We start from the raw sequence: 19,565 nt of genomic DNA on the forward strand, positions 1-19,565 counted from the left end.
AGGTCGTCACGAATGCGTCGGAGCCTGAAGGGAGCGCTGTTGTGGATGATGCCGGTGGGCCTGCTGAGTGCCTGCGGTGGAGCACCTGACGCCACCAGCGCGGAGGAGGCCCTGGGAGGCAGCGCGCAGTCCCTCATCACCGCGCCCGCAGTCCCGCCCGGTGGCAACGTCGCGGACAGCATGATGCACATCGGCACGGTGGCGGTGGGCGGCTCGCAGCAGGACGGCACGCCCTCCATGCCGGGCTATTACGGCTACCGCGTCCAGGTGCAGGCGGGTTCGCAGCTCAAGCTCGAGGTCACCCACCTGGGCAGCTCCATGTACCTGGACACGGGCCTGTTCCTCTATGGGCCCAGGGACGCCAATGGCAGCTACGGCACCACCGTGCTCGCCCAGGACGATGACTCCGGTTATGGCCAGCTCAGCAAGGTGGGCCTGGTGACGCTGCCGCAGGGCGGCGAGTACCTGGCCGTGGTCGGCTTCACGAACGGCGCGGGCAAGCAGTTCCGCCTCCAGGTCGACTGCGCTGGCGGGACGTGCGTCTCCAACCCGCAGCCAGCGCCGACGGGCCACGCGCTCACACTGCTCCCGCGCCCCATCACCGTGGACCTCCAGGCCGCGCTCGACACGGCCAACACCGTGCGCGAGGACAACGTCTCGTACCTGACGGCGTATGACTTCGCGTGGCCCTATGCAGGCGAGACGACGCTGGACGCGGCGGCCGCGGCCATCCTCGCCCAGGGCCAGTACCGCGGCTATCGCAATGACCCGGCTCCGGAGGTGATGACCTACGCGCAGTTGGAGACGGACATGTACTGGCAGTTCCGCCCGCTGCACCCGGCCATCCTCGCCACCTACGGCGCTGGCACGGAGAACGTGCAGGTGAAGCAGTACTTCCGTGAGTTCTCCACGGGCCCCAACGGAGACAACTGGCGCACCCTGAACGTCATCCTCTTCCCGCAGTCGTTCAAGGTCGTCGTCTACGAACAGACCGCGCACGAAATCTGATGCGAGGCCTCCCGGTGCCTGGACTGACGAAGCCAGGCACCGGGTGAGGTCAGGGCCCCCCCGCGCCACTCAGACGTCGAGCGTGCGGGAAATCGGCAGCTCGCGGATGCGCGTCCCGGTGAGGGCGAAGACGGCGTTGGCGATGGCCGGCGCCACGGGCGGAACTCCCGGCTCGCCAATGCCGCCGGACGGCAGCTCGCTGGGGATGATGTCGACGTGAATCTTCCGCGGCGCCTCGCCGATGCGGACCAGCTTGAGGTCGCGGAAGTTCGACTGCTCCGTCACGCCGCCCTTCATGGTGACGGCGCCATGCAACGCGATGCTCATGCCGAAGATGATCGAGCCCTCCATCTGCGAGCGCACGCGGTCCGGGTTGAGAATCGTTCCGGCGTCCACCGCCACCCACGCCTCGTCGACGCGAATCCGCCCCTTGTCGTCCTTCACCACCGAGGCCACCACCGCCACGTAGCTGAGGAAGCTGCGGTGCGCCGCGAGCCCGAGCGCCCGGCCATTCTTCTTGCGCTCGTTCCAGCCGGAAATCTCCGTCACCCGCTCGATGACACCGCGCAGGCGCCCCGCGTCCACCGGGTGGTCCTCCACTGACGCGCCGTAGTTCCGGAGCGAGGAGATGCCCAGCTCCTTCAGCGTGGCCACGCGCGGCGGCCCCAGCACCTCCAGGAGCATGTCGCGCGGGTCCGTGCCGCGCAGGTGCGCCAGCTCGTCCACGAACGAGTTCACGGAGAAGGCGTGGAAGATGTTGTAGACGGACCGCAGCCACCCGATGCGCACGTGGGGAGGCGCCTCGCAGGTCTCCGCCCGGACGTTGGGCACCGAGAGCGCCAGATCGAGCACGCCCTGCTGCAGGTCCGCCGGGCTGGGCCGCGTCACCTCTCCGAAGGTGGAGGCGATGGGCGGGAACGCCGTGCGGTGCCGCCACGCGATGACCTTGCCCGACGCGTCCAGGCCCGCGGTGAGCTGCTGCGCGCTGACGGAGTGGTAGTAGTCGTGCCGGAGGTCGTCCTCGCGCGTCCACTGCACGCGCACCGGCACGCCCGCCTCCTTCGCGAGCCACACCACCTCGGCGATGAAGTCCGCCTTGGACTTGCGGCCGAAGCCGCCGCCCAGGAACGTCACGTGGACCTGGACCTTCTCCTCGGGCAGCCCCGCCGTCGCCGCCGCCACGCTGCGCGCGGCCTGCGGGTGCTGGGTGGGCGCCCAGACCTCGCACGTCCCATCCTCCACCCGCGCCAGGGCCACGGGGGGCTCCATGGGCACGTGGGGCTGGTGCGGCACGTGGTACTCGGCCTCGAAGACCCGGGCCGCGGAGGCCAGCGCCGCGTCGATGTCACCGACGTTGCGCGCCACCGTGCCCGGCGCGCGAATCGACGCCGTCAGCTGCTCACGATAAGTGGTCGAGTCGTAGGACGCGTTCGGACCGTCCTCCCAGGTGATGTCCAGGGCCTCGCGCCCACGCATCGCCGCCCAGGTGTTCTCCGCGAGCACCGCGACGCCGCCCCAGAACTGGAACGTGTAGGGCGCCTTGGGCGCGGGCAGCTCGAGGACCTTCTTCACGCCGGGCACGGCGAGCGCGCGGGTGGCATCGAAGCGGACCACCTTGCCCCCCACCACGGGCGGACGCGCCACCACGGCGATGAGCATGCCAGGAAGGCGGATGTCGGCGCCGAACACCGCGGTGCCCGTGACATAGGCCGGGCCGTCCAGCAGCGGCATCTGCCGGCCCACCAGCCGCAGCTCGTTCTTGGGCCGCAGCTTCACGTCCGCTGCCTTCGGGACCTTCAGCTTCGCCGCGTCGGCCACCAGCTCCCCGAAGCCCAGCGAGCGCTTGCCGTCGCGGAGGAACACCGCGTGGTCCCGGGCCTCGCACGCCTCCGGCTTCACCTTCCAGCGGCGGGCGGCAGCGGCCACCAGCATCTCCCGCGCGGTGGCGCCCATGCGGCGGATGTCGTCATAGACGCCGCGGACGCTGCTGGAGCCGTCCGTGTTCTGGTCGCCGTAGACCTTGTCGCCGTCGGCCTGGACCACCGTCACGCGCGCCATGTCCGCGCCCATCTCGTCTGCGATGAGCACTGGCAGCGAGCTGCGAATGCCCTGCCCCATTTCCGAGCGCGCACAGACGATGGTGACGCCACCGTCCGGCGCCACGTGGACGAACACGTTCGGGTTCAGCCCCGGAGCACTCTTCGCCGTATTGGACGCGCCCGCCGCCGCCACGGCCGCGCCGCCGGAGAAGACGCCCAGGGCGAGCCCGCCCACGGACAGGTTCAGGCCTTCGAGAAAGGAGCGCCGGCTAATCAACGTGAGCAGCTTCGTCATGGCGTCCTCGTCACTCCTCGGACAGGCCCGCGGCCTTCTTCACGGCCGAGCGGATGCGCGTGTACGTCCCGCACCGGCAGAGGTTGCCGGCGAGCGACTGGTCGATTTCGGCGTCCGACGGCCGCGGCTTCTTCGCCAGCAGCGCCGCCGCGCACATGATTTGCCCCGTCTGGCAGAAGCCACACTGCGGCACGCCCAGCTCCACCCACGCCTTCTGCAGTGGATGGCTGCCGTCGGGCGACAGCCCTTCGATGGTCGTCACCGAGCGCCCCTCCGCGCGGCGGACGGGCGTCACGCACGCGCGAACCGGCTGGCCGTCCAGGTGCACGGTGCAGGTCCCACACAGCGCATGGCCGCAGCCGTACTTCGTCCCGGTGAGCCCGAGCACGTCCCGGACCGCCCACAGCAGCGGCATCTCCGGGTCGACGTCCAGCTCCTTCTCCTCACCATTGATGCGAACGCGGACCGTCACGGCCGTACCTCCTCGCTCGGGCACTCCGCGCCCGTCTCCACCCAGGCCCTGACAATGGCGCCGAACTGTGCCTGCGTCCCCGGAGCAGGCGTCCGCCCCGAGCCCGGGTTCCAGCCCCACGCCACCAGCTCGTCGTGGGCGTTGTGCTCAATCATCTGCTCCGGCGTCTTGCCGCCGTTGCGCTTCATGTCCTTGAGCTGCTCACACACCTCGCGGGGGCTCTTCCCCACCCACGCCATCTCGATGGGCGCGATGTGCCACTTCGGCGCGCCGGGCACGCGGGTCAGCTCCTGGTTGCGGTCCTGGTGGCAGCTCGTGCACTCCATGCCCACCACGCCCTGGTCCTCGGGACCACGCACCACGGGTGGGTCATGAAGCTGGCCGTCATCGCCTTGAAGGGGGCTCTCACCCGCCGGGTGGCAGTTCGCGCACCGCGGGTGGAAGAAAACGCGGCTGGCTTCCAGGAAGAGCGCCTGGGAGCGCGCCTTCCTGTCCGGAATGGCCGAGAAGGCCTCCAGGGGGCGCAGCGCGTCGGGGGCAACCTCGGGCAGCGAAGGAACACGCGCCGCCGCAGCATCGGGCTCCCGCTTGCATCCACCTGTCAGCAGGAGGACGGTGAGCGAGGCCATGACCGGAAGAGATGGCTGCATCGAGCCAAGGGTCCGGCATGTCGCCCTCGAGTACAAGGCGAATGTTCAGCGGGCCGGAGAGCCCCCACGTGACGGTTCAGTGAACGGCGCTGGCCGCGGCTTCCTCCACTTCCGCCTTGGGAGCCTCCACCTCGTCAAAACGGAATTTTCCGTCCTTGAAATCCACGCGGACCCGGCTGTTCTCGTGAATGGCGCCGGAGATGAGCGACTCGGCGAGCGGCGCCTCGATGGCCCGCTGGATTTCACGCCGCAGCGGACGGGCGCCGAAAGTGGGGTCCCATCCCTTGTCCACCAGCGCCTCCAGCGCCGCGGGCGTCAGCTCCAGCGCGATGTCCTGGCCATGGAGCAGGCGGCGGGTCTTCTCCATCATCAGCTCCACGATGGCGCGAAGCTGCGCGCGGTTGAGCGGCTCGAAGACGACCGTCTCGTCGATGCGGTTGAGGAACTCCGGCGGGAAGTGCCCCTTGAGCACGCCCATGACGCGCTCGCGCATCCGCTCCTGGGGCTCCTTGCGCGAGGTGGACTCCTGGATGAGGTGCGAGCCCAGGTTGCTGGTGCCGATGATGACGGTGTTCTTGAAGTTCACCACCGTCCCTTGCGCGTCGGTGAGCCGGCCGTCGTCCAGCACCTGGAGCAGCATGTGGAAGACGTCGGGGTGCGCCTTCTCCACCTCGTCGAAGAGGAGCACGCAGTAGGGCCGCCGCCGCACGGCCTCGGTGAGCTGCCCGCCCTCCTCGTAGCCGACATAGCCCGGCGGCGCGCCCACCAGCCGGCTCACGGTGTGCTTCTCCATGTACTCGCTCATGTCGAAGCGGATGAGCGCCTTCTCGTCGCCGAAGAGCAGCTCCGCCAGCGTCTTCGCCAGCTCCGTCTTGCCCACGCCGGTGGGGCCCAGGAAGAGGAAGGAGCCGATGGGACGCGACTCGTCCTTGAGCCCTGCCCTCGCCCGCCGGATGGCCTGGGATAGCACGCGGATGGCCTCGTCCTGACCGATGACGCGCTCGTGCAGCCGGGATTCCAGCTCCAGGAGCTTCTTGCGCTCGTCCTCCGTCATCTGCGTCACCGGGATGCCCGTCATGCGCGACAGCACCTCCGCCACATCCTCGGCGCGGACCTCGGGCACCTCGCCGGACTTCTGCGTGCGGCGCTCCTTCTGCGCGCTCTGGACTTCCCGCTCGGCGTCGCGCAGCTTCGACTCCAGCTCCTGGATGCGCGGCCCGGCCTTGCGGTCCCGCGCCTCGTCGAGCGCGCGCTTCAGCTTCGTCACCTCGTGCTCGGCGTCCACCAGCCGCTGTGGCGGCAACGTGAGGCGCAGCCGGACGCGCGCGGCCGCCTGGTCCACCAGGTCGATGGCCTTGTCGGGCAGGAAGCGACCGGTGACGTAGCGGTCCGACAGCTCCACCGCCGCGACGAGCGCCTCGTCCGCGATGCGGACGCGGTGGTGTGACTCGTAGCGGTCCTTGAGGCCCCGGAGAATCTCGATGGCCTGCTCGGCCGTGGGCTCGGGGACCACCACCGGCTGGAAGCGGCGCTCGAGCGCGGCGTCCTTCTCGATGCGCTTGCGGTACTCGTCCAGCGTGGTGGCGCCGATGACGTGCAGCTCACCGCGCGCCAGCGACGGCTTGAGCATGTTGCCCGCGTCCATGGCGCCCTCGGCGGCGCCCGCGCCGACCAGGGTGTGAATCTCGTCGATGAAGAGGACGATGCCCTCGCTGTTCGCCTTCACCTCGTCCATGACCTTCTTGAGGCGCTCCTCGAACTCGCCGCGGTACTTGCTGCCCGCCAGCAGGCCGGACAGGTCCAGTTGCAGCACGCGCTTGTCGCGCAGCGTGTCCGGGACGGCGGCGGAGATGATGCGCTGGGCGATGCCCTCCACGATGGCCGTCTTGCCCACGCCCGGCTCGCCGATGAGCACCGGGTTGTTCTTCGTGCGGCGGGAGAGGATTTCGAGCGTCGTCTCGATTTCGTTGGCGCGCCCCACCACCGGGTCCAGCTTCCCCTCCGACGCCAGGCGCGTGAGGTCCCGGCAGTACTCGTCCAGCGTGGGCGTGGGCGAGCGGCGCGCCTCGGCCGAAGCCGCCAGCTCCTCCGCGACGGCCGCCCGGGCCTTGCCGTGCTGGGCGCCCTGCTCGCGCAGGATCTCCGACGCCAGCCCCTCGCCCTCTTGGAGCAGGCCCAGCAGCACGTGCTCCGGCCCCACGTAGGAGTGCCCCAGCTCGTAGGCCTCCTGGTAGGCGAGCTCCAGGGCGCGCTTGGCGTGGGGCGACAGCTCTGGACGCTCCATGGGCCGCTTGCCCCGGCGCATCTCGGCCTCGGCGCGCTCCCCGATGCGGGCGGGGTCCAGCTTCATGCGGCTGAGCGCGGTCCGGCCCAGCGGGTCCCTGGCGAGCGCCACGAGCAGGTGCTCCGTGTCGATGGAGGCCGCCCCGGCGCTCCGGGCCGCCTCGAAGGCCGCTTCCAGCACGCGCCGCGTCTCGTCGGAGAAGGCCTCGGTGATGTCGTAGCGCTCCACCGGCTGCCGCAGGGCCTGGGACGACAGGGCCCCGAGGTCCTCGTCCGCGAAGTCGCTGAAGAACTGGTCGAAGAGCGAGGTCCCCAGCCCCATCCGGCCAAAGCGCGACCGCTGGCTGCTACAGACGTCGCACAGCGACTCGGTGGTCCGCCGGTTCCCGATGACGCGGGTCACCCGGGTGGTTGCCGGGCGCTGGTGACAGAGGTCGCAGACGTTGGCCATGGCTTTCGGTCCCCCACGGGTGACGGTTCTGAGCCAACGCTAGGGACGGAGGGGGCCCGGCACCTCCGCCCCAGGGCGGGGCCGGGCGTCCAGGGTGGCCCCCTGTTGCAGGGGGCGCTAACCTGCCGGAAGAGTCGCTCTTTCAACGACCTCCGGGAGTCCCGACATGTCCGAGCAGAAACCCCGCCTGAAGCGCCCCGTGGAGAACGTCCGCGCCGAGCTGCTGGCGGATCCAGACACCCAGCGCATCGCCAAGTCCCTGGACATGGAGCTGGAGGCCTACGTCGAGCTGGTCCTCGACTACGCGCAGAACCCGGACAAGGAGCCCACGCTCATCGTCGCCCCGGACGAGGCGCTCCGCGCCGCCGGCTACAACCCGCCGACGACCCAGGACGTGGCCAACTTCTTCATCGCCGCCGCCAACGGGGAGCTGGGGATTGGCCCGCCGAAGTCCTACTACACCGGATTCGAGGCCGCTCAGGCCGCCACGGACAAGCCGTCCCTGCGCGGCGACGAGGGCCAGGAGCCCGTCTCCGTGGACGAGGAGACCAGCGAAAAGCTCCGGAAAAACCTGCCGAAGGGCGGCGCTGATCGGGTTTGAGCGGGGGGAAGCAACTTTCTCCCACGGTCCCCGACAATTCTGACATTCACCCCCTTTCAAGAGGTCTTGCACATGTCCGTTGGCGGCGCAGGTGGTTCGAACGGTAGCCGTGGCTCGTCTGGAGCGAACAGCGCTGGCCGGAGCGCCGCCTCGAATGCGGCCAGCGCGGCCAGCAAGGCAGCGGGCGGCCTCGCTGGTGCCCTGGGCGGTATCGGCAAGGCGATTGGCGGCCTGGCGAACGCCATCGGCGGCATCGCCGGCAAGATTGGCAGCGCGCTGGGCCAGGTGTCCGGTCTCGTCGACAAGGCGATGAGCGCCATCACCGGCCCCCTCAAGGGCATGATTGGCGGCCTGCTGGACAAGATGCCCTTCGGCATCGGCCAGCTCGCCAAGCCGTTCGTCGACAAGTTCATCGACAACGGACTGGCCATGGTTGCCGGCGGCCCGCTGGGCGGCGTGGCCTCCATGTTCGGCAAGGCCGGCACGGTGGGCAAGCTGGCGGACATGGTGGACACGGTCCGCACCGGCGCGAAGGCGGTCGGCGACATCGCCGAGGGCCGCTTCAACGCCCAGCAGATGGCGGCCTTCGCCCAGGCCCAGCTGATGCGCGGCTTCTGATTCTCGAGCGACTTGCAGGCCCCCCAGGGCCAGCCCCCGCCACACGGGAGCTGGCCCTTCGTTCTTTTGGGACGTGACACCGCGTGTTGCTGGCGACCCCGGCCCCCAGCCGTTAAGGAGGGCCTCTCTCGAGCCGGCGTCCGCATGCGAACCACCCATCGTCCCCTGACCACCCTGGCCCTGGCCCTGAGCCTCTTCATGGCCGCCCTGGAGGCCACCGTCGTCTCCACCGCCATGCCCACCGTGGTGGGCGAGCTGGGTGGCATCCAGCACTACGCGTGGGTCTTCACCGCGTACATGCTGTCCTCCACCATCACCGTGCCCATCTACGGGAAGCTGGCGGACCTGTACGGCCGCAAGCCCGTGCTCCTGTTCGGCATCGGCCTGTTCCTGGTGGGGTCCATCGCCAGCGGCCTGTCCACGTCCATGGCCATGCTGATCGTCTTCCGGACGATTCAGGGCCTGGGCGCGGGCGCCATGCAGCCCGTGGCGCTCACCATCATCGGGGACCTGTACACGCTGGAGGAGCGCGCGAAGGTCCAGGGCGCGTTCAGCGCCGTGTGGGGCGTGGCGGGGCTCATCGGTCCCATCACTGGTGGCTTCATCGTGAAGTACCTCACGTGGCACTGGGTCTTCTTCATCAACGTCCCGGTGGGCGTGGGCTGCGTCATCCTGCTGATGCGCGCCTTCCACGAGCAGGTGCAGCGCAAGCCGCAGCAGCTGGACTACATGGGCGCCGCGCTGCTCACCGCCTGGGTGGTGGCGCTGCTGGTCGGCGTGCAGGGCGTGGGCATGAACCTGTGGGGGCTGCCGCTGGCGGCCGTGCTGCTGGCCGCCTTCGTCGCCGTGGAGCGCAAGGCCGCCGAGCCCATCATCCCCATGACCATCTTCAAGGTGCCCGCCATCGTCATCTCCTCCATCGCGGGGGCGCTCTTCTCCGCCGCGATGTTCGGCGCCACCACCTACGTGCCGCTGTTCGTCCAGGCCGTGCTGCGCGGCACCCCCACCGAGGCCGGCGGCATGATTACGCCCATGATTGTCGGCTGGCCCCTGGCGGCACTCGTGGCCGGGAGGCTGCTGCTCAAGACGGGCTTCCGGCCGCTCATCGTGGGGGGACTGGGGTTGACCGTCATCGGCACGTCGCTGATGGCGCTGCTGCTCGGGCCCCAGGCGCCGAAGCTGCTGCCCGAGGTGGCCATGGGCCTGTTCGGCATCGGCATGGGCTTCGCGTCCACCGCGCTGCTCATCGCCGTCCAGACGAGCGTGGGCTGGGAGCTGCGCGGCGTGGCCACCGCCAGCAACATGTTCTTCCGCACCATTGGCGGCGCCATCGGCGTGGGGCTGATGGGCGGCGTCATGGTGTCCCAGCTCCTCAAGGACCCGAACGTCCCCATCTCCGCCGCCAACGCCCTGATGAGCCCCGACCACGGCCAGGACCTGCCCGCGGACCTGCTGGCGACGCTGAGCGGGGCGCTGGGCACGGGGCTGAGCATCAACTTCTGGCTGATGTGCGCCTTCACCGTGGCGGCCTTCGCCGCGGGGCTGTTCTTCCCCAAGGTGTCACGCACCGCGACGGTGTCGGCCACCGACGTGGCGGCGCCGCACTGAGGCTGCCGTGCGGCGCCTGTCCGGCGCTTGCTCAGAGGCCGTCGATCATCCGGATGGCCACGTCCGGCATGAACGTGCCCGCGGGCGTGTTGGGCGCGACGCCGCACTGGCCGTCGGAGTCCCCGGGGACCTTGACCCACAGCAGCATCTCCGCGCCCCCGGCGCCCACCTGGTTGGTGGCGCCAATCTTCCGGCCGGCCGGGTTGCACCACTCTCCGTTGGAGCCATTCCCGTTGCGGCTCGTGTCCACCACGAAGGGCTTGGTGTAGCCATAGCGGCTGCTCAACGAGGCGTTCACCGAGCCGGCGTACGTGGCCGACTGCGCCGTGGTGTAGAAGTTCGACACGTTGAGGGCGAAGCCCCGCACGTTGCGCACGCCCATGTTCTCCAGTCGCTGGGCCATGGTGTCCGCGTTGATCCACATCGCGTTGCCGGCGTCCAGGTAGGCCCAGGTGTTGGGCGCGCGGTCCCGGAACTGCTCGGTGGCGTAGCGAATCAGGCTGATGCGCGTCTGCCGCTCGGAGTCGTTCGCCAGGCAGTCCAGCTGGGCGACGGCATCCGGCTCGATGATGACGACGGCGGGACGGTTGCCGATGGCCGAGGCGAACGCCGAAATCCAGGTCCGGTATGCCTCCGGGCTCCCTGCCCCACCCCCTGAGTGGCTGCCGCAGTCCCGGCCGGGGATGTTGTAGGCCACGAGCACCGGCAGCTTGTCCGCCGCGTCCGCGGCGGCGACGAAGCTGGACACCGCCGTGGTGATGTCGCCACTCCACGCGGCGAACCAGCGAGCCGCCAGGTTGTTCGCGATGGACGACTGGATGCGCGCCGCGCGCGGGTCCCCGCTGTTGGCGCGGACCCAGTTGGCGGGGTTGGAGTTCGGGTCGATGTAGAAGCCGCTCGTCATCGCCAGCGGACCGCCGCTGCCGCCGCCGTCGTCCGTGGTCAGCGAGACGTCATCGATGAAGGCGCTGAACCCCGCCGCGCGGCCTCCGAGCTGGAAGGTGACCTGCCCCGACGACGTGGCCACCGTTGACGTGAAGGGGAAGGTGAAGCGCCGCGACGTCCCGTCCAGCGTCACCTGCCGGTCCAGCGGTGCCGTGTACGGTGCGCTCTCCAGTTGCACCGTCACGCGCGCCGTCGTGCTCACCGACGCGGACGCGGTGAAGGACAGCGTGTAGGCCCGGCCGTTCACCAGGGGGATGCCGCTCTGGCCAATCAAGGCATCCCAGGGGTTGGCGGTCCCTCCCGCGACGTCCACGCGCAAGCGGCCATTCTCCACGCGCGACTGCGTGTTGGCGCCACTCCACCACGGGGCGACGGTGCTCCCGCTGAAGCTGCCGTTGAGGACGAGCTCGGTGAGCGCGGCGGTGCTGACGCCGGGGGACTCGGCGTCTGTTGGGACCTGCGGCTCCGAGGGCCCACAGGCAGTCGCGAGGGCCGCCGCGAACATCAGCGCGGCCGGCGTAGGGAAACGACGGGACGGCGAACCGACGGAGTCACGAAATTGCACGAGGCCATTCCTCCGGCCCGCACGCGGAAGCCAGGGAGCGGCGTCCGCTGTGACGCGGGCTGTATCGAGTGCGTGGCCCGTGGGGGTGGCCCTTCGGGCACGCGGCGCCACCCTGGCATGATTTACTGCTTTTCCGAGGCTACAATCAGCGACGGTTCAGCGAAGTGCACGCAGATGAACAGGCGGGACGCGGTGCTCGGTGGCCCGCTCCACCACGCGGCCCAGGCGCAGCAGCAGGTGTTCCTCGTAGGGCCTTCCCGTCAGCTGGACGCCCACGGGGAGGCCCTCCTCATCGAAGCCGGCTGGTACCGACAGCGATGGGAAGCCCGTCAGGTTGGCCAGACGCACGAAGCGCATCAACGCGTCGACGACAGGGAGGTTCGACTCGCCGTCGGGGAGCGCCGCCTCCGGAATGGTCGGCGCGGTGGTGGCCGTCGTGGGCGTGACGAGGACGTCCACGTCCGCCATCTGCGCGAGCAGCTCGCGCGTCAGACGGTGCCGGTGCCGCAGAGCGTGCACCAGGTCCGTGGCCCGGAAGTGCCGGCCAATGGCGAGGTTGGTGCGGGTGTCGAGGCCGAAGTCCGCCAGGTGCGCCTTCAAATATGGGCGCATCGACTCGGACATCTCGCTCAGGATGATGCAGCTGTGGGTCCACAGCACGGCGTTGAGGTCGGGCGGCGGAATCTCCACCACGCGCGCTCCCGCGGCGGTCAGCGCCGCCACGGCTTCCTTGCAGCGGGCCACGACGTCGGCGTCGGCGTCCTCGAAGTAGTCCCAGCAGATGCCCAGCCGCACGCCGTTCAGGGCGCCATCCTCGTAGCCCGACAGGTGATGTGGAGACTGGCCCTGCGAGACGAGGTCATGACCATCCGGCCCCGCCAGGAGCGCATACGCGGCGGCGACGTCGTCCACGGTGAGCCCCATGGGCCCCACGTGGCCCACGTTCCAGCACAGCGGCGGGACGCCGGTCTCCGGGATGCGGCCCCACGTCGCCTTGAGTCCCACGATGCCGCAGAGGGCCGCGGGGATGCGGATGGAGCCGCCGCCATCCGCGCCGATGCTCACCGGACACAGGCCCGCGGCCACCGCCGCCGCGGAGGCACTGGAGCTGCCGCCGGTGATGCGCCCCGTGTCCCAGGGGTTGCGCGCGGCGCCGTGGTGGGGATTCAACCCGATGGGGTTGATGCCAATCTCGTTCATGTTGGCCTTGCCGAGGATGATGGCGCCCGCGGCCTTGAGCCGCGCCGCCACCGTCGAGTCCGCGGTGGCCACCTGGGTACGGAACCGCGTGCCCAGCGTCGTGGGGAAGCCGGCCAGGTCGACCTCGTCCTTGAGCACGACGGGAATCCCATCGAGCACACTCAGCGGGCGGCCCTCGCGCAGGCGCGCAGCGGAGGCATCGGCGGCACGGTGCACCTCGTCCGGCTTGCGCGCGATGAACAGGCCCAGGCGCTGCTTGCCACTGTCCAGCCGCGAGATGGCGTCGTGAATCCGGTGCACCACGGAGACAGGGTCCGCGGAGCCCTCGCGGTACGCGCGGGCATATGCGGCCACGCTCTCGCGCTCCGGCGGGCCGGAAGCGGTGGCGATGGCACGTGCGGCCTGTTCGGTGGGCGTCTGCGGCTCCGTCGCGGGCGAGCCCTGCGGTAACGGGAACTGGAGCGGAGGTGCGTCGCCCGCGGAGAGCTCGCGCCAGCGCTCGATGCCGCTGTCACGGGTCAGCTTGTCCAGCATCACGGACCCGACGCCGCTCTCGAGCGCGTTCACGAAGGCCTTGAGCGCCATGCCCGACACGCGGGGCGCCTTCACCGGGTTGCGTTGGTAGGTCATGGCGCGGCAGCCTATCTCCGAGCTGCCGGCACCGCATGAGCGATGACACTCGGCGCGAGCTCACCGCGACTTCGAGGCCTCGGCTTCACGCACCTCATACCCTGAGTCAGGGACGGCGCTGACGATGCGCCTCAGGAATGCGTCGGGCTCGACGTACTGGTCCAGATGCAAGACGCCGCCCGGCCGGTGGCCGGTGAGCAGATCGCGAGCCACTTCCGCGGCAACCCGGCCCGTCAGCTCCGCCTCTCGCCGGCCTTGCAGCGTGGCCACGCGTGCCGCGGGCGCTCCCGCGGAGTGCCCTTCCGCCCTCGCCTGGACCGAGCACACATCCGAGCCCACACGAAGCCGCATGGCCACCCAGGCCAGTGCGCGTCGAAGCCAGCTCCATTTCAGCAAGTGCCCCAGCCCGGCCCGGACGGAGAGCGCGGCCCATTCGCTCATCAGCGGCGGTTCGAAGCAAAGCCACGTCGAGACGGTGGGCACGGCCAACGTTCGCGCAGCGGCGCGTTGGTCCGGGAAGTTGAACCGCCAGGCACTGCGCGGCCTGCGTTCCCCAGGGAACTGAACCTGGATGGCCTCGCGAAAGCCGTGAACCCGATGACGCTGACCGGCCCGAATGACGTCGAACGGCGCCGCCAGGTTCTCCAGCGTCCATTCGATGGCCGCGGCCCCATGGGCATCCCCACCGCCCAGCAGCACGACGAGGTCCAGACGGTCGACCGCGTCGAGGCTCGACACGGCCTGTGCCGCCAGCACCTGCGTGAGCCCCGGCGCGACGCCCACGCTGAGCACCGCGGTGCTTCCTGCCTGGTTGGCGATGGGCCCCAGGCGCTCGAATGCAACCAACGATGCCTCCCTGGCTGTCACATCCACGTAGTCAATCCCTGACCGGAGACAGTGCTCGACGAAGGCCGTGTCCTGCTGGTCCAGGCACATCACCACCAGCGCCGCTCCAGCAAGGCGCCCCAGCGCCGATGGCGACGTGACGTCGAGCCCGAGCCCCCGTGCGCCCTCCCCCACACGCCTCGCGAAGGCCTCCGCACGCGCCGCGCTCCGTCCCGCCACCACCACCCTATCCGGGAAGGCGGACGCCAGCACGCGCACCACTTCCTGTCCGACCTGGCCGTAGCCTCCGACGACGATGATGTCCCCACTGCGCCTCGCAGCATCCATCCGCGAACCTCCCGGTCACGATTCGCGAACGTTTGTGACGCGGGCCGCGGTGGAATGCGAATGCGGTTCGTGAACATCATCAGTGCGGTCCGCGCATCCATGCACTCGCTTGCGAACATCGAAGCCTTTGTCCGCGCTGTCGAGCACGGTGACTTCACGCGCGCTGCGCGGAAGCTCCAGGTCACCGCATCCGCTGTGAGCCGGCGCATCTCCCAGCTGGAGAAGGAGCTGGGCGTCGTGCTCTTCCAACGGACGACCCGCGCACTGCAGCTCACCGAGGACGGCCGCGACTTCTACGCCCGCTGCCAGCGAGTCCTCAGCGAACTGGAAGCCGCGAAGGAGTCTCTCTCACGCTCCCGGCAGCGCCCCACTGGCGTGCTCCGCGTGGATGCCCCCCAGGTCCTCGGGCAACTCGTGCTCATGCCGGCGCTCTCCCGCTTCCTGTCTTCGTATCCAGGCATCGAGCTGCGCCTGACACTCCGGGACACGGTGGTGAACCCCGTCGCGGAAGGCGTCGATGTGCTCCTCCGGCTTGGAGCGCTGGAGGACTCGCGCCTGGTGGCCCGGAAGCTTGGAATCACACGACTGATGGCCTGCGCCGCCCCCGCGTACCTGAAGCGCCATGGCCGGCCGGAGTCGCCCGCAGACCTGGCTCGGCACAACTGCCTCGGCTTCCTCCGTGAGGGGGCGCCAGCCCCTTGGGTGCTGCATGTCCAGGGGACCTCCGCCCCGGTGCGGTTCGAGCCCCGAGGCACCTTCCATTCGAACCACGGCGCCACGCTGCGCGATGCCGCCGTGCTGGGGCTGGGTATCGCGTGGCTCTTCGACTTCATGGTGACGAGGGAATTGGAATCGGGCGCGCTCGTGCCCGTCCTGGAAGGCCAACTGGGTGAGGAGCGCCCCATCCATGCCTTGTATCCGCGCAGCAAGCACCTCCCAGCGCGCGTAAGCGCGTTCCTGGACTTCGTCGTGATGCTGTTCGGAGACGCGACTCGTAACGGGGTGGCGCACTCCGGCTCGCAGCGCTCCTTCGCGAGCACTTCGGACTGACTGACTTCCGGCCCGGACAACGCGAGGTCATGAATGCCTTGCTGGGTCCAATGGCTTGAGCGAACTCAGCCTTGGTCGAGCACACCCGCGCGATAATCCTCGAAGGCCTGACGGATTTCCTCGCGGGTGTTCATCACGAAGGGCCCGTACTGAACGATGGGCTCGCGCAGGGGCCGGGCCGCGGCGATGAGCAGCTCGCTCCGACGGTTCTTCGCACGCACGCGGAGGCGACTTCCAGGGCCGAGCAGCGCCAGGGAGCCTTCGCGCACCGGCTTTGCCGTGCCCTCGGGCCCCAGGTCCACTTCTCCTGAGGACACGAAGGCAAAGGCGGTGTGGTCCGCTGGCGTGTCGAGCTCGAAGGGGCGGTCGTCCTCCAGCGTGAGAGTCAACAGGAGCGGCTGCGTCGGTCGCTCCCGCACGGGCCCGTGAAGCCCGTTCATATGGCCCGCGATGACGCGAGCGCGGCTGCCGGACGGGCTGAGCCGCTCCTCCACGAGCTGCTCGGGCGTGTGGTCCTGGTACGCCGGCGGGCACATCTTTTCCCTGGCGGGGAGGTTGAGCCAGAGCTGGAAGCCCGACATGAGGCCCTGCACCTGCTCGGGCATCTCGGAATGGATGATGCCGCGTCCCGCGGTCATCCACTGCGAGCCCCCTCCCGCGATGAGCCCGCTGTTGCCCCGGCTGTCCCGGTGGCGCATCCGGCCGTCAAGCATGACGGTGACCGTCTCGAAACCGCGATGGGGGTGGCTGGGAAAGCCGCTGATGTAGGCGCCCGGGTCATCCGAGTGGAAGCGGTCGAGCATCAGGAACGGGTCCAGGTTCCGCAGCGCGGGCTGTCCGATGACCCGCGTCAAGCGAACACCCGCGCCATCTGTCGCGGGAACGCCTTCGAGCGTCTGCACCACGCCGCGGTGCGACTTCAGGAGGACCGCCGGGGCCTCCGGGCGCCGGCACCCGATGGCCGAGGCGGCGACGAGGAGGCCCGACTGGACGAGGAAGCGGCGGCGCGAGGTGGCGGTCATGAGGGCCCTGCGGGAAACCGGATGGACGCCCCCAAGCCTCCTCCGAGACGTGCCCGGAGTCCATGCACGAGCCGGGGATCGAACCCGGACGGCCCTTACGGGCCAGCGGATTTTAAGTCCGCTGCGTCTGCCAGTTCCGCCACTCGTGCGCCAATAGTTCCGGCACTTTACAGCGACTACCCCCGCTTTGCACCCCATCAGAGGGCTGTGGTACCCACTTGGTACCCAATTTCCCAACGAGGTGAAGCGGATCATGCCCAACTGGACCGGAACCTGGGCTGGCGGCAGAACATACCAGACGAAGGACGGCCAGAAGAGGTGGCTCATCCGGAGGATGGTGGACGGGCACCGGCTCCAGATCGCGCTCGACTGCGAGACGGAGCGGCAGGCGCTCGCCCAACTGGCGCTCTTCGAGCAGGACCCGCACTCGTACAAGACCCCGAGCCAGCGGGACGCGGAGGCACGGCGCCAGGCGCAGGAGGCCGCCGAGAAGGCCCACCAGGAGGCGGAGGCGCGGCGCCGCCAGGACGAGCACGAAGCCGCGTACCTGGATGCGGCCTCCGTGGCGCGCTTCCTGGAGCACATCAAGGACCGCACGGCGAAGTACAAGAAGGACACGCGCTACTACCTCTCGGCCTGGGCCGACGCGCTCCAGGGCCGAGACCTGCGCAAGGTGGAGCCCCGCGAGGTGCTGCGGCTCCTCGCGCAGTGGGACACCGCCGAGCAGAAGCGGATCGCGGCCCTCAAGGCGTTCTGCTCGTTCCTGGTCAAGAAGGGGCTCCTGGACCCGGCCCAGGACCCCAGCCGCACGCTCACGGTGCCCGCGAGCCGCCCCGAGAAGGCCATTCGTGAGAAGGGCTACACGATGGCCACGATCGAGGCGCTGTACCGCGCCCTCAACGACCAGGGCTCACGGGACGTGCTCCTCCTGCACGCCAAGCTCGGGCTGCACGAGTCCGAGGTCCAGCGCATCGCGGCAGGCGATGGAAGGATCGCCCTGGTGCCCAGCCATCCGGTCATCAGCGGAACCGTGAAGTTCCTCCACAAGTCCGGCCGCGTTCACACGCTCTCGCTCGATGCTCAGGCGCTCGCGGCGGCGCAGCGGCTTCAGGCGCACGGAGCGCCGACGCCAGATCAGGTCCGTCATCGCCTACGGCTCGCGTGCGAGGCCCGTGGGTTGCCCCGCGTGAAGGTCGGTGAACTCCGGCACTCGTTCGTGGCCTGGAGTCTGGAGGCGGGCGAGGCGGTCACGCTCTCGGGCAACGGCGTGCCCCTGGCGCTCGTTGCCTCCGTGCTGGGGCACACGTCCACCGTGACCACGAAGAAGTTCTACGACGTGAGCAAGGTGCCCAGCATGATCAAGCTGCCCCTGAAGCTGGAGCACCCCGAGGATCCCCAGGGCATCAAATCGGCAGCTTGAGGATCGCCGCGCCGAGGTCCCGGACCTCCGGTGCCAGAGCTGGGGCTTCAGGGGCGGTGGGAGTGGCCTTTGTCGCCCTGGGCCGCCTCGACTTGCTACGCGCCCGCGTGTTGCCCTTCCGTGGAACGCCCTCCGCGAGCAGAGCCTCGATGCTCGCCACCGTGATCATCGCGGACCGCCCGACCTTCGGTGCCCGCTTCAATCGGCCCTGCGCCAGGAGACTAAAGATCTGTGCCCGCTTGCAGCCGAGCATCGCCTCTGCGCGCTCCAGTGGCACGGCCGAGGCACTCTGGGTTCCTGAAGTGGACCCCGTTTTTTGGACCACCCCCATCTTTGCGTTTTGAGCCGACTCCCACGTAGGAGAACGGCCATGAAGCAGAGGAACAAGAAGCGGTTCGACCCGGAGTTCAAGGCGCGCGTAGCGCTGGAGGCGCTGCAGGAGAAGGAGAGCCTGGCGCAGCTGGGGCGCCGGCACGGGGTGCACCCGGTGCTGGTGGGCCAGTGGAAGAAGCAGCTGCTGGAGAAGGCGGCCACGGCCTTCACCACCGAGGCCGCGGGGCGGGACGCCGAGAAGGTGCAGGACGAACTGCTGCGGAAAATCGGCGAGCTGACGGTGGAGCGCGATTTTTTAGCGCGCGGGCTGCAGCGCTCCCGCTGAGCGAGAGGCGAGCGATGGTGCAGCCCGGACTCGACACGCTCTCGGTGCGCAAGCAGTGCGACCTGCTCCAGGTCTCGCGCTCGGGGCTCTACTACCAGCCCATCGAAGTGAACGCCGAGGAGCTCCAGCTCATGCGCCGCATCGACGAGCTGTACCTGGCGCGGCCCTTCTACGGCAGCCGCCGCATGACGGTGGTGCTCCAGCACGAGGGGCACGAGGTGAACCGCAAGCGCGTGCAGCGGCTCATGCGCCTCATGGGCCTGGAGGGGATGGCACCTGGGCCGCATACCAGCCGGCCCCACCCGGAGCATCCCGTCTACCCGTACCTGCTTCGAGGGCTGGCTATCGTGAAGCCGAACCAAGCCTGGGCGGCCGACATCACGTACGTGCCGCTGGCGTACGGGTGGGCGTACCTGGTGGCCATCATGGACTGGTTCAGCCGGGCGGTGCTGGCCTGGCGCGTGTCCAACACGCTCTCGACGGACTTCTGCATCGAGGCTCTCGAAGAGGCCCTGCGCCACCATGGACCTCCCAGCATCTTCAACACCGACCAGGGGGCGCAGTTCACGGACAAGGACTGGCTCGCGGTGCTCAAGGGGCAGCAGGTGCGCATCAGCATGGACGGCAAGGGCCGGTGCGTGGACAACATCTTCGTCGAGCGGCTCTGGCGCAGCCTCAAGTACGAGGAGGTCTATCTCAACGCCTACGCCGACGTGCGCCAGGCCTGGGCGGGCGTGGGCCGCTGGCTGCGCTTCTACAACCTCGAGCGCCCGCACCAGGCGCTCGGGTACCGCACGCCCATGCATGTCTACCGCACCGGCCTCATCGAGCACGCGGCGTGACTCCACAGGCCTCCACAGCTATCCACAGGTTACGA

The 19,565-nt window shown here is 69.6% G+C and carries 15 protein-coding genes and 1 tRNA gene; 7 read left to right on the forward strand and 9 right to left on the reverse strand.

Translation table 11 applies throughout. The features are described 5' to 3' along the window. The first annotated feature begins 12 nt into the window (after positions 1–12). Positions 13–1,008 (forward strand): hypothetical protein, encoded by a 996-nt coding sequence (locus VZL07_RS00675; protein ID WP_426753359.1) that lies wholly within the window; start codon positions 13–15, stop codon positions 1,006–1,008. 69 nt (positions 1,009–1,077) lie between these two features. On the opposite strand, the gene VZL07_RS00680 is transcribed toward VZL07_RS00675, so the two are convergent. From VZL07_RS00680 to VZL07_RS00695, 4 genes are all read right to left on the reverse strand, one after another. Then, positions 1,078–3,342, reverse strand: a complete 2,265-nt coding sequence (locus tag VZL07_RS00680) for a molybdopterin cofactor-binding domain-containing protein (protein WP_426753361.1) — start codon at positions 3,340–3,342, stop codon at positions 1,078–1,080. Between the two features lie 10 nt (positions 3,343–3,352). Further along, a complete protein-coding gene (locus VZL07_RS00685; RefSeq protein ID WP_426753363.1) occupies positions 3,353–3,814 on the reverse strand; it encodes a (2Fe-2S)-binding protein in 462 nt (153 codons plus the stop codon). Further along, positions 3,811–4,443: an Isoquinoline 1-oxidoreductase subunit gene (locus VZL07_RS00690; RefSeq protein ID WP_426753365.1), complete on the reverse strand. Its 633-nt coding sequence runs from the start codon at positions 4,441–4,443 to the stop codon at positions 3,811–3,813. Before VZL07_RS00690 ends, VZL07_RS00685 begins: the two co-directional genes overlap by 4 nt. 97 nt (positions 4,444–4,540) lie before the next feature. Then, the gene (locus VZL07_RS00695; protein WP_426753367.1) at positions 4,541–7,198 is read right to left on the reverse strand and encodes an AAA family ATPase; all 2,658 of its coding nucleotides are present in this window, start codon (positions 7,196–7,198) and stop codon (positions 4,541–4,543) included. 166 nt (positions 7,199–7,364) lie between these two features. On the opposite strand from VZL07_RS00695, the gene VZL07_RS00700 reads away from it, so the two are divergent. From VZL07_RS00700 to VZL07_RS00710, 3 genes are all read left to right on the forward strand, one after another. Beyond that, entirely contained in the window at positions 7,365–7,799 is a 435-nt protein-coding gene (locus VZL07_RS00700) for a hypothetical protein (RefSeq protein WP_426753369.1), read from the forward strand. A gap of 72 nt (positions 7,800–7,871) precedes the next feature. Further along, positions 7,872–8,417, forward strand: a complete 546-nt coding sequence (locus tag VZL07_RS00705) for a hypothetical protein (protein ID WP_426753371.1) — start codon at positions 7,872–7,874, stop codon at positions 8,415–8,417. 144 nt (positions 8,418–8,561) lie between these two features. Next, positions 8,562–10,025 carry an MDR family MFS transporter gene (locus VZL07_RS00710; RefSeq protein ID WP_426753373.1) on the forward strand — a complete coding sequence of 488 codons (1,464 nt, stop codon included), beginning with the start codon at positions 8,562–8,564 and terminating at the stop codon, positions 10,023–10,025. 31 nt (positions 10,026–10,056) lie between these two features. Here the strand turns inward: VZL07_RS00710 and VZL07_RS00715 are convergent, their stop codons facing one another. The 3 genes from VZL07_RS00715 to VZL07_RS00725 all read right to left on the reverse strand — a co-directional run bounded on the left by VZL07_RS00715 (position 10,057) and on the right by VZL07_RS00725 (position 14,538). After that, complete coding sequence (locus VZL07_RS00715) at positions 10,057–11,475, reverse strand: glycoside hydrolase family 6 protein (protein WP_426757212.1); 1,419 nt, start codon at positions 11,473–11,475, stop codon at positions 10,057–10,059. A 216-nt stretch (positions 11,476–11,691) separates the two neighbouring features. Continuing rightward, complete coding sequence (locus tag VZL07_RS00720) at positions 11,692–13,365, reverse strand: amidase (protein WP_426753375.1); 1,674 nt, start codon at positions 13,363–13,365, stop codon at positions 11,692–11,694. A 60-nt stretch (positions 13,366–13,425) separates the two neighbouring features. Beyond that, positions 13,426–14,538, reverse strand: a complete 1,113-nt coding sequence (locus VZL07_RS00725; protein ID WP_426753377.1) for a saccharopine dehydrogenase family protein — start codon at positions 14,536–14,538, stop codon at positions 13,426–13,428. Positions 14,539–14,598: 60 nt separating this feature from the next. On the opposite strand from VZL07_RS00725, the gene VZL07_RS00730 reads away from it, so the two are divergent. Next, complete coding sequence (locus VZL07_RS00730) at positions 14,599–15,588, forward strand: LysR family transcriptional regulator (protein WP_426753379.1); 990 nt, start codon at positions 14,599–14,601, stop codon at positions 15,586–15,588. A 65-nt stretch (positions 15,589–15,653) separates the two neighbouring features. Here the strand turns inward: VZL07_RS00730 and VZL07_RS00735 are convergent, their stop codons facing one another. Further along, the gene (locus tag VZL07_RS00735) at positions 15,654–16,610 is read right to left on the reverse strand and encodes a pirin family protein (RefSeq protein WP_426753381.1); all 957 of its coding nucleotides are present in this window, start codon (positions 16,608–16,610) and stop codon (positions 15,654–15,656) included. A gap of 63 nt (positions 16,611–16,673) precedes the next feature. Continuing rightward, positions 16,674–16,759, reverse strand: a tRNA-Leu gene (locus tag VZL07_RS00740). Between the two features lie 104 nt (positions 16,760–16,863). On the opposite strand from VZL07_RS00740, the gene VZL07_RS00745 reads away from it, so the two are divergent. Further along, the gene (locus tag VZL07_RS00745; RefSeq protein WP_426753383.1) at positions 16,864–18,030 is read left to right on the forward strand and encodes a site-specific integrase; all 1,167 of its coding nucleotides are present in this window, start codon (positions 16,864–16,866) and stop codon (positions 18,028–18,030) included. A 370-nt stretch (positions 18,031–18,400) separates the two neighbouring features. Then, positions 18,401–19,530, forward strand: a protein-coding gene (locus tag VZL07_RS00750) for an IS3 family transposase (protein ID WP_426751377.1) whose coding sequence is annotated in 2 segments (ribosomal slippage) — positions 18,401–18,683 and positions 18,683–19,530 — 1,131 coding nt in all. Because the reading frame shifts where the segments join, the coding sequence is not laid out codon by codon here. The last annotated feature ends 35 nt before the right edge of the window (positions 19,531–19,565 follow it).

Origin of the sequence: Pseudomyxococcus flavus, from assembly GCF_050038885.1 — a bacterium.
Taxonomy (GTDB): domain Bacteria; phylum Myxococcota; class Myxococcia; order Myxococcales; family Myxococcaceae; genus Myxococcus; species Myxococcus flavus.

Excerpts from the sequence above, each read along its gene's own strand:
- VZL07_RS00700 (WP_426753369.1), top strand. The coding sequence starts at position 7,365 with ATGTCCGAGCAGAAACCCCGCCTGAAGCGCCCCGTGGAGAACGTCCGC.
- VZL07_RS00680 (WP_426753361.1), bottom strand. The coding sequence starts at position 3,342 with ATGACGAAGCTGCTCACGTTGATTAGCCGGCGCTCCTTTCTCGAAGGC.
- VZL07_RS00710 (WP_426753373.1), top strand. The coding sequence starts at position 8,562 with ATGCGAACCACCCATCGTCCCCTGACCACCCTGGCCCTGGCCCTGAGC.
- VZL07_RS00735 (WP_426753381.1), bottom strand. The coding sequence starts at position 16,610 with ATGACCGCCACCTCGCGCCGCCGCTTCCTCGTCCAGTCGGGCCTCCTC.
- VZL07_RS00725 (WP_426753377.1), bottom strand. The coding sequence starts at position 14,538 with ATGGATGCTGCGAGGCGCAGTGGGGACATCATCGTCGTCGGAGGCTAC.
- VZL07_RS00675 (WP_426753359.1), top strand. The coding sequence starts at position 13 with ATGCGTCGGAGCCTGAAGGGAGCGCTGTTGTGGATGATGCCGGTGGGC.
- VZL07_RS00705 (WP_426753371.1), top strand. The coding sequence starts at position 7,872 with ATGTCCGTTGGCGGCGCAGGTGGTTCGAACGGTAGCCGTGGCTCGTCT.
- VZL07_RS00695 (WP_426753367.1), bottom strand. The coding sequence starts at position 7,198 with ATGGCCAACGTCTGCGACCTCTGTCACCAGCGCCCGGCAACCACCCGG.
- VZL07_RS00720 (WP_426753375.1), bottom strand. The coding sequence starts at position 13,365 with ATGACCTACCAACGCAACCCGGTGAAGGCGCCCCGCGTGTCGGGCATG.
- VZL07_RS00690 (WP_426753365.1), bottom strand. The coding sequence starts at position 4,443 with ATGGCCTCGCTCACCGTCCTCCTGCTGACAGGTGGATGCAAGCGGGAG.
- VZL07_RS00715 (WP_426757212.1), bottom strand. The coding sequence starts at position 11,475 with ATGTTCGCGGCGGCCCTCGCGACTGCCTGTGGGCCCTCGGAGCCGCAG.
- VZL07_RS00730 (WP_426753379.1), top strand. The coding sequence starts at position 14,599 with ATGCGGTTCGTGAACATCATCAGTGCGGTCCGCGCATCCATGCACTCG.
- VZL07_RS00745 (WP_426753383.1), top strand. The coding sequence starts at position 16,864 with ATGCCCAACTGGACCGGAACCTGGGCTGGCGGCAGAACATACCAGACG.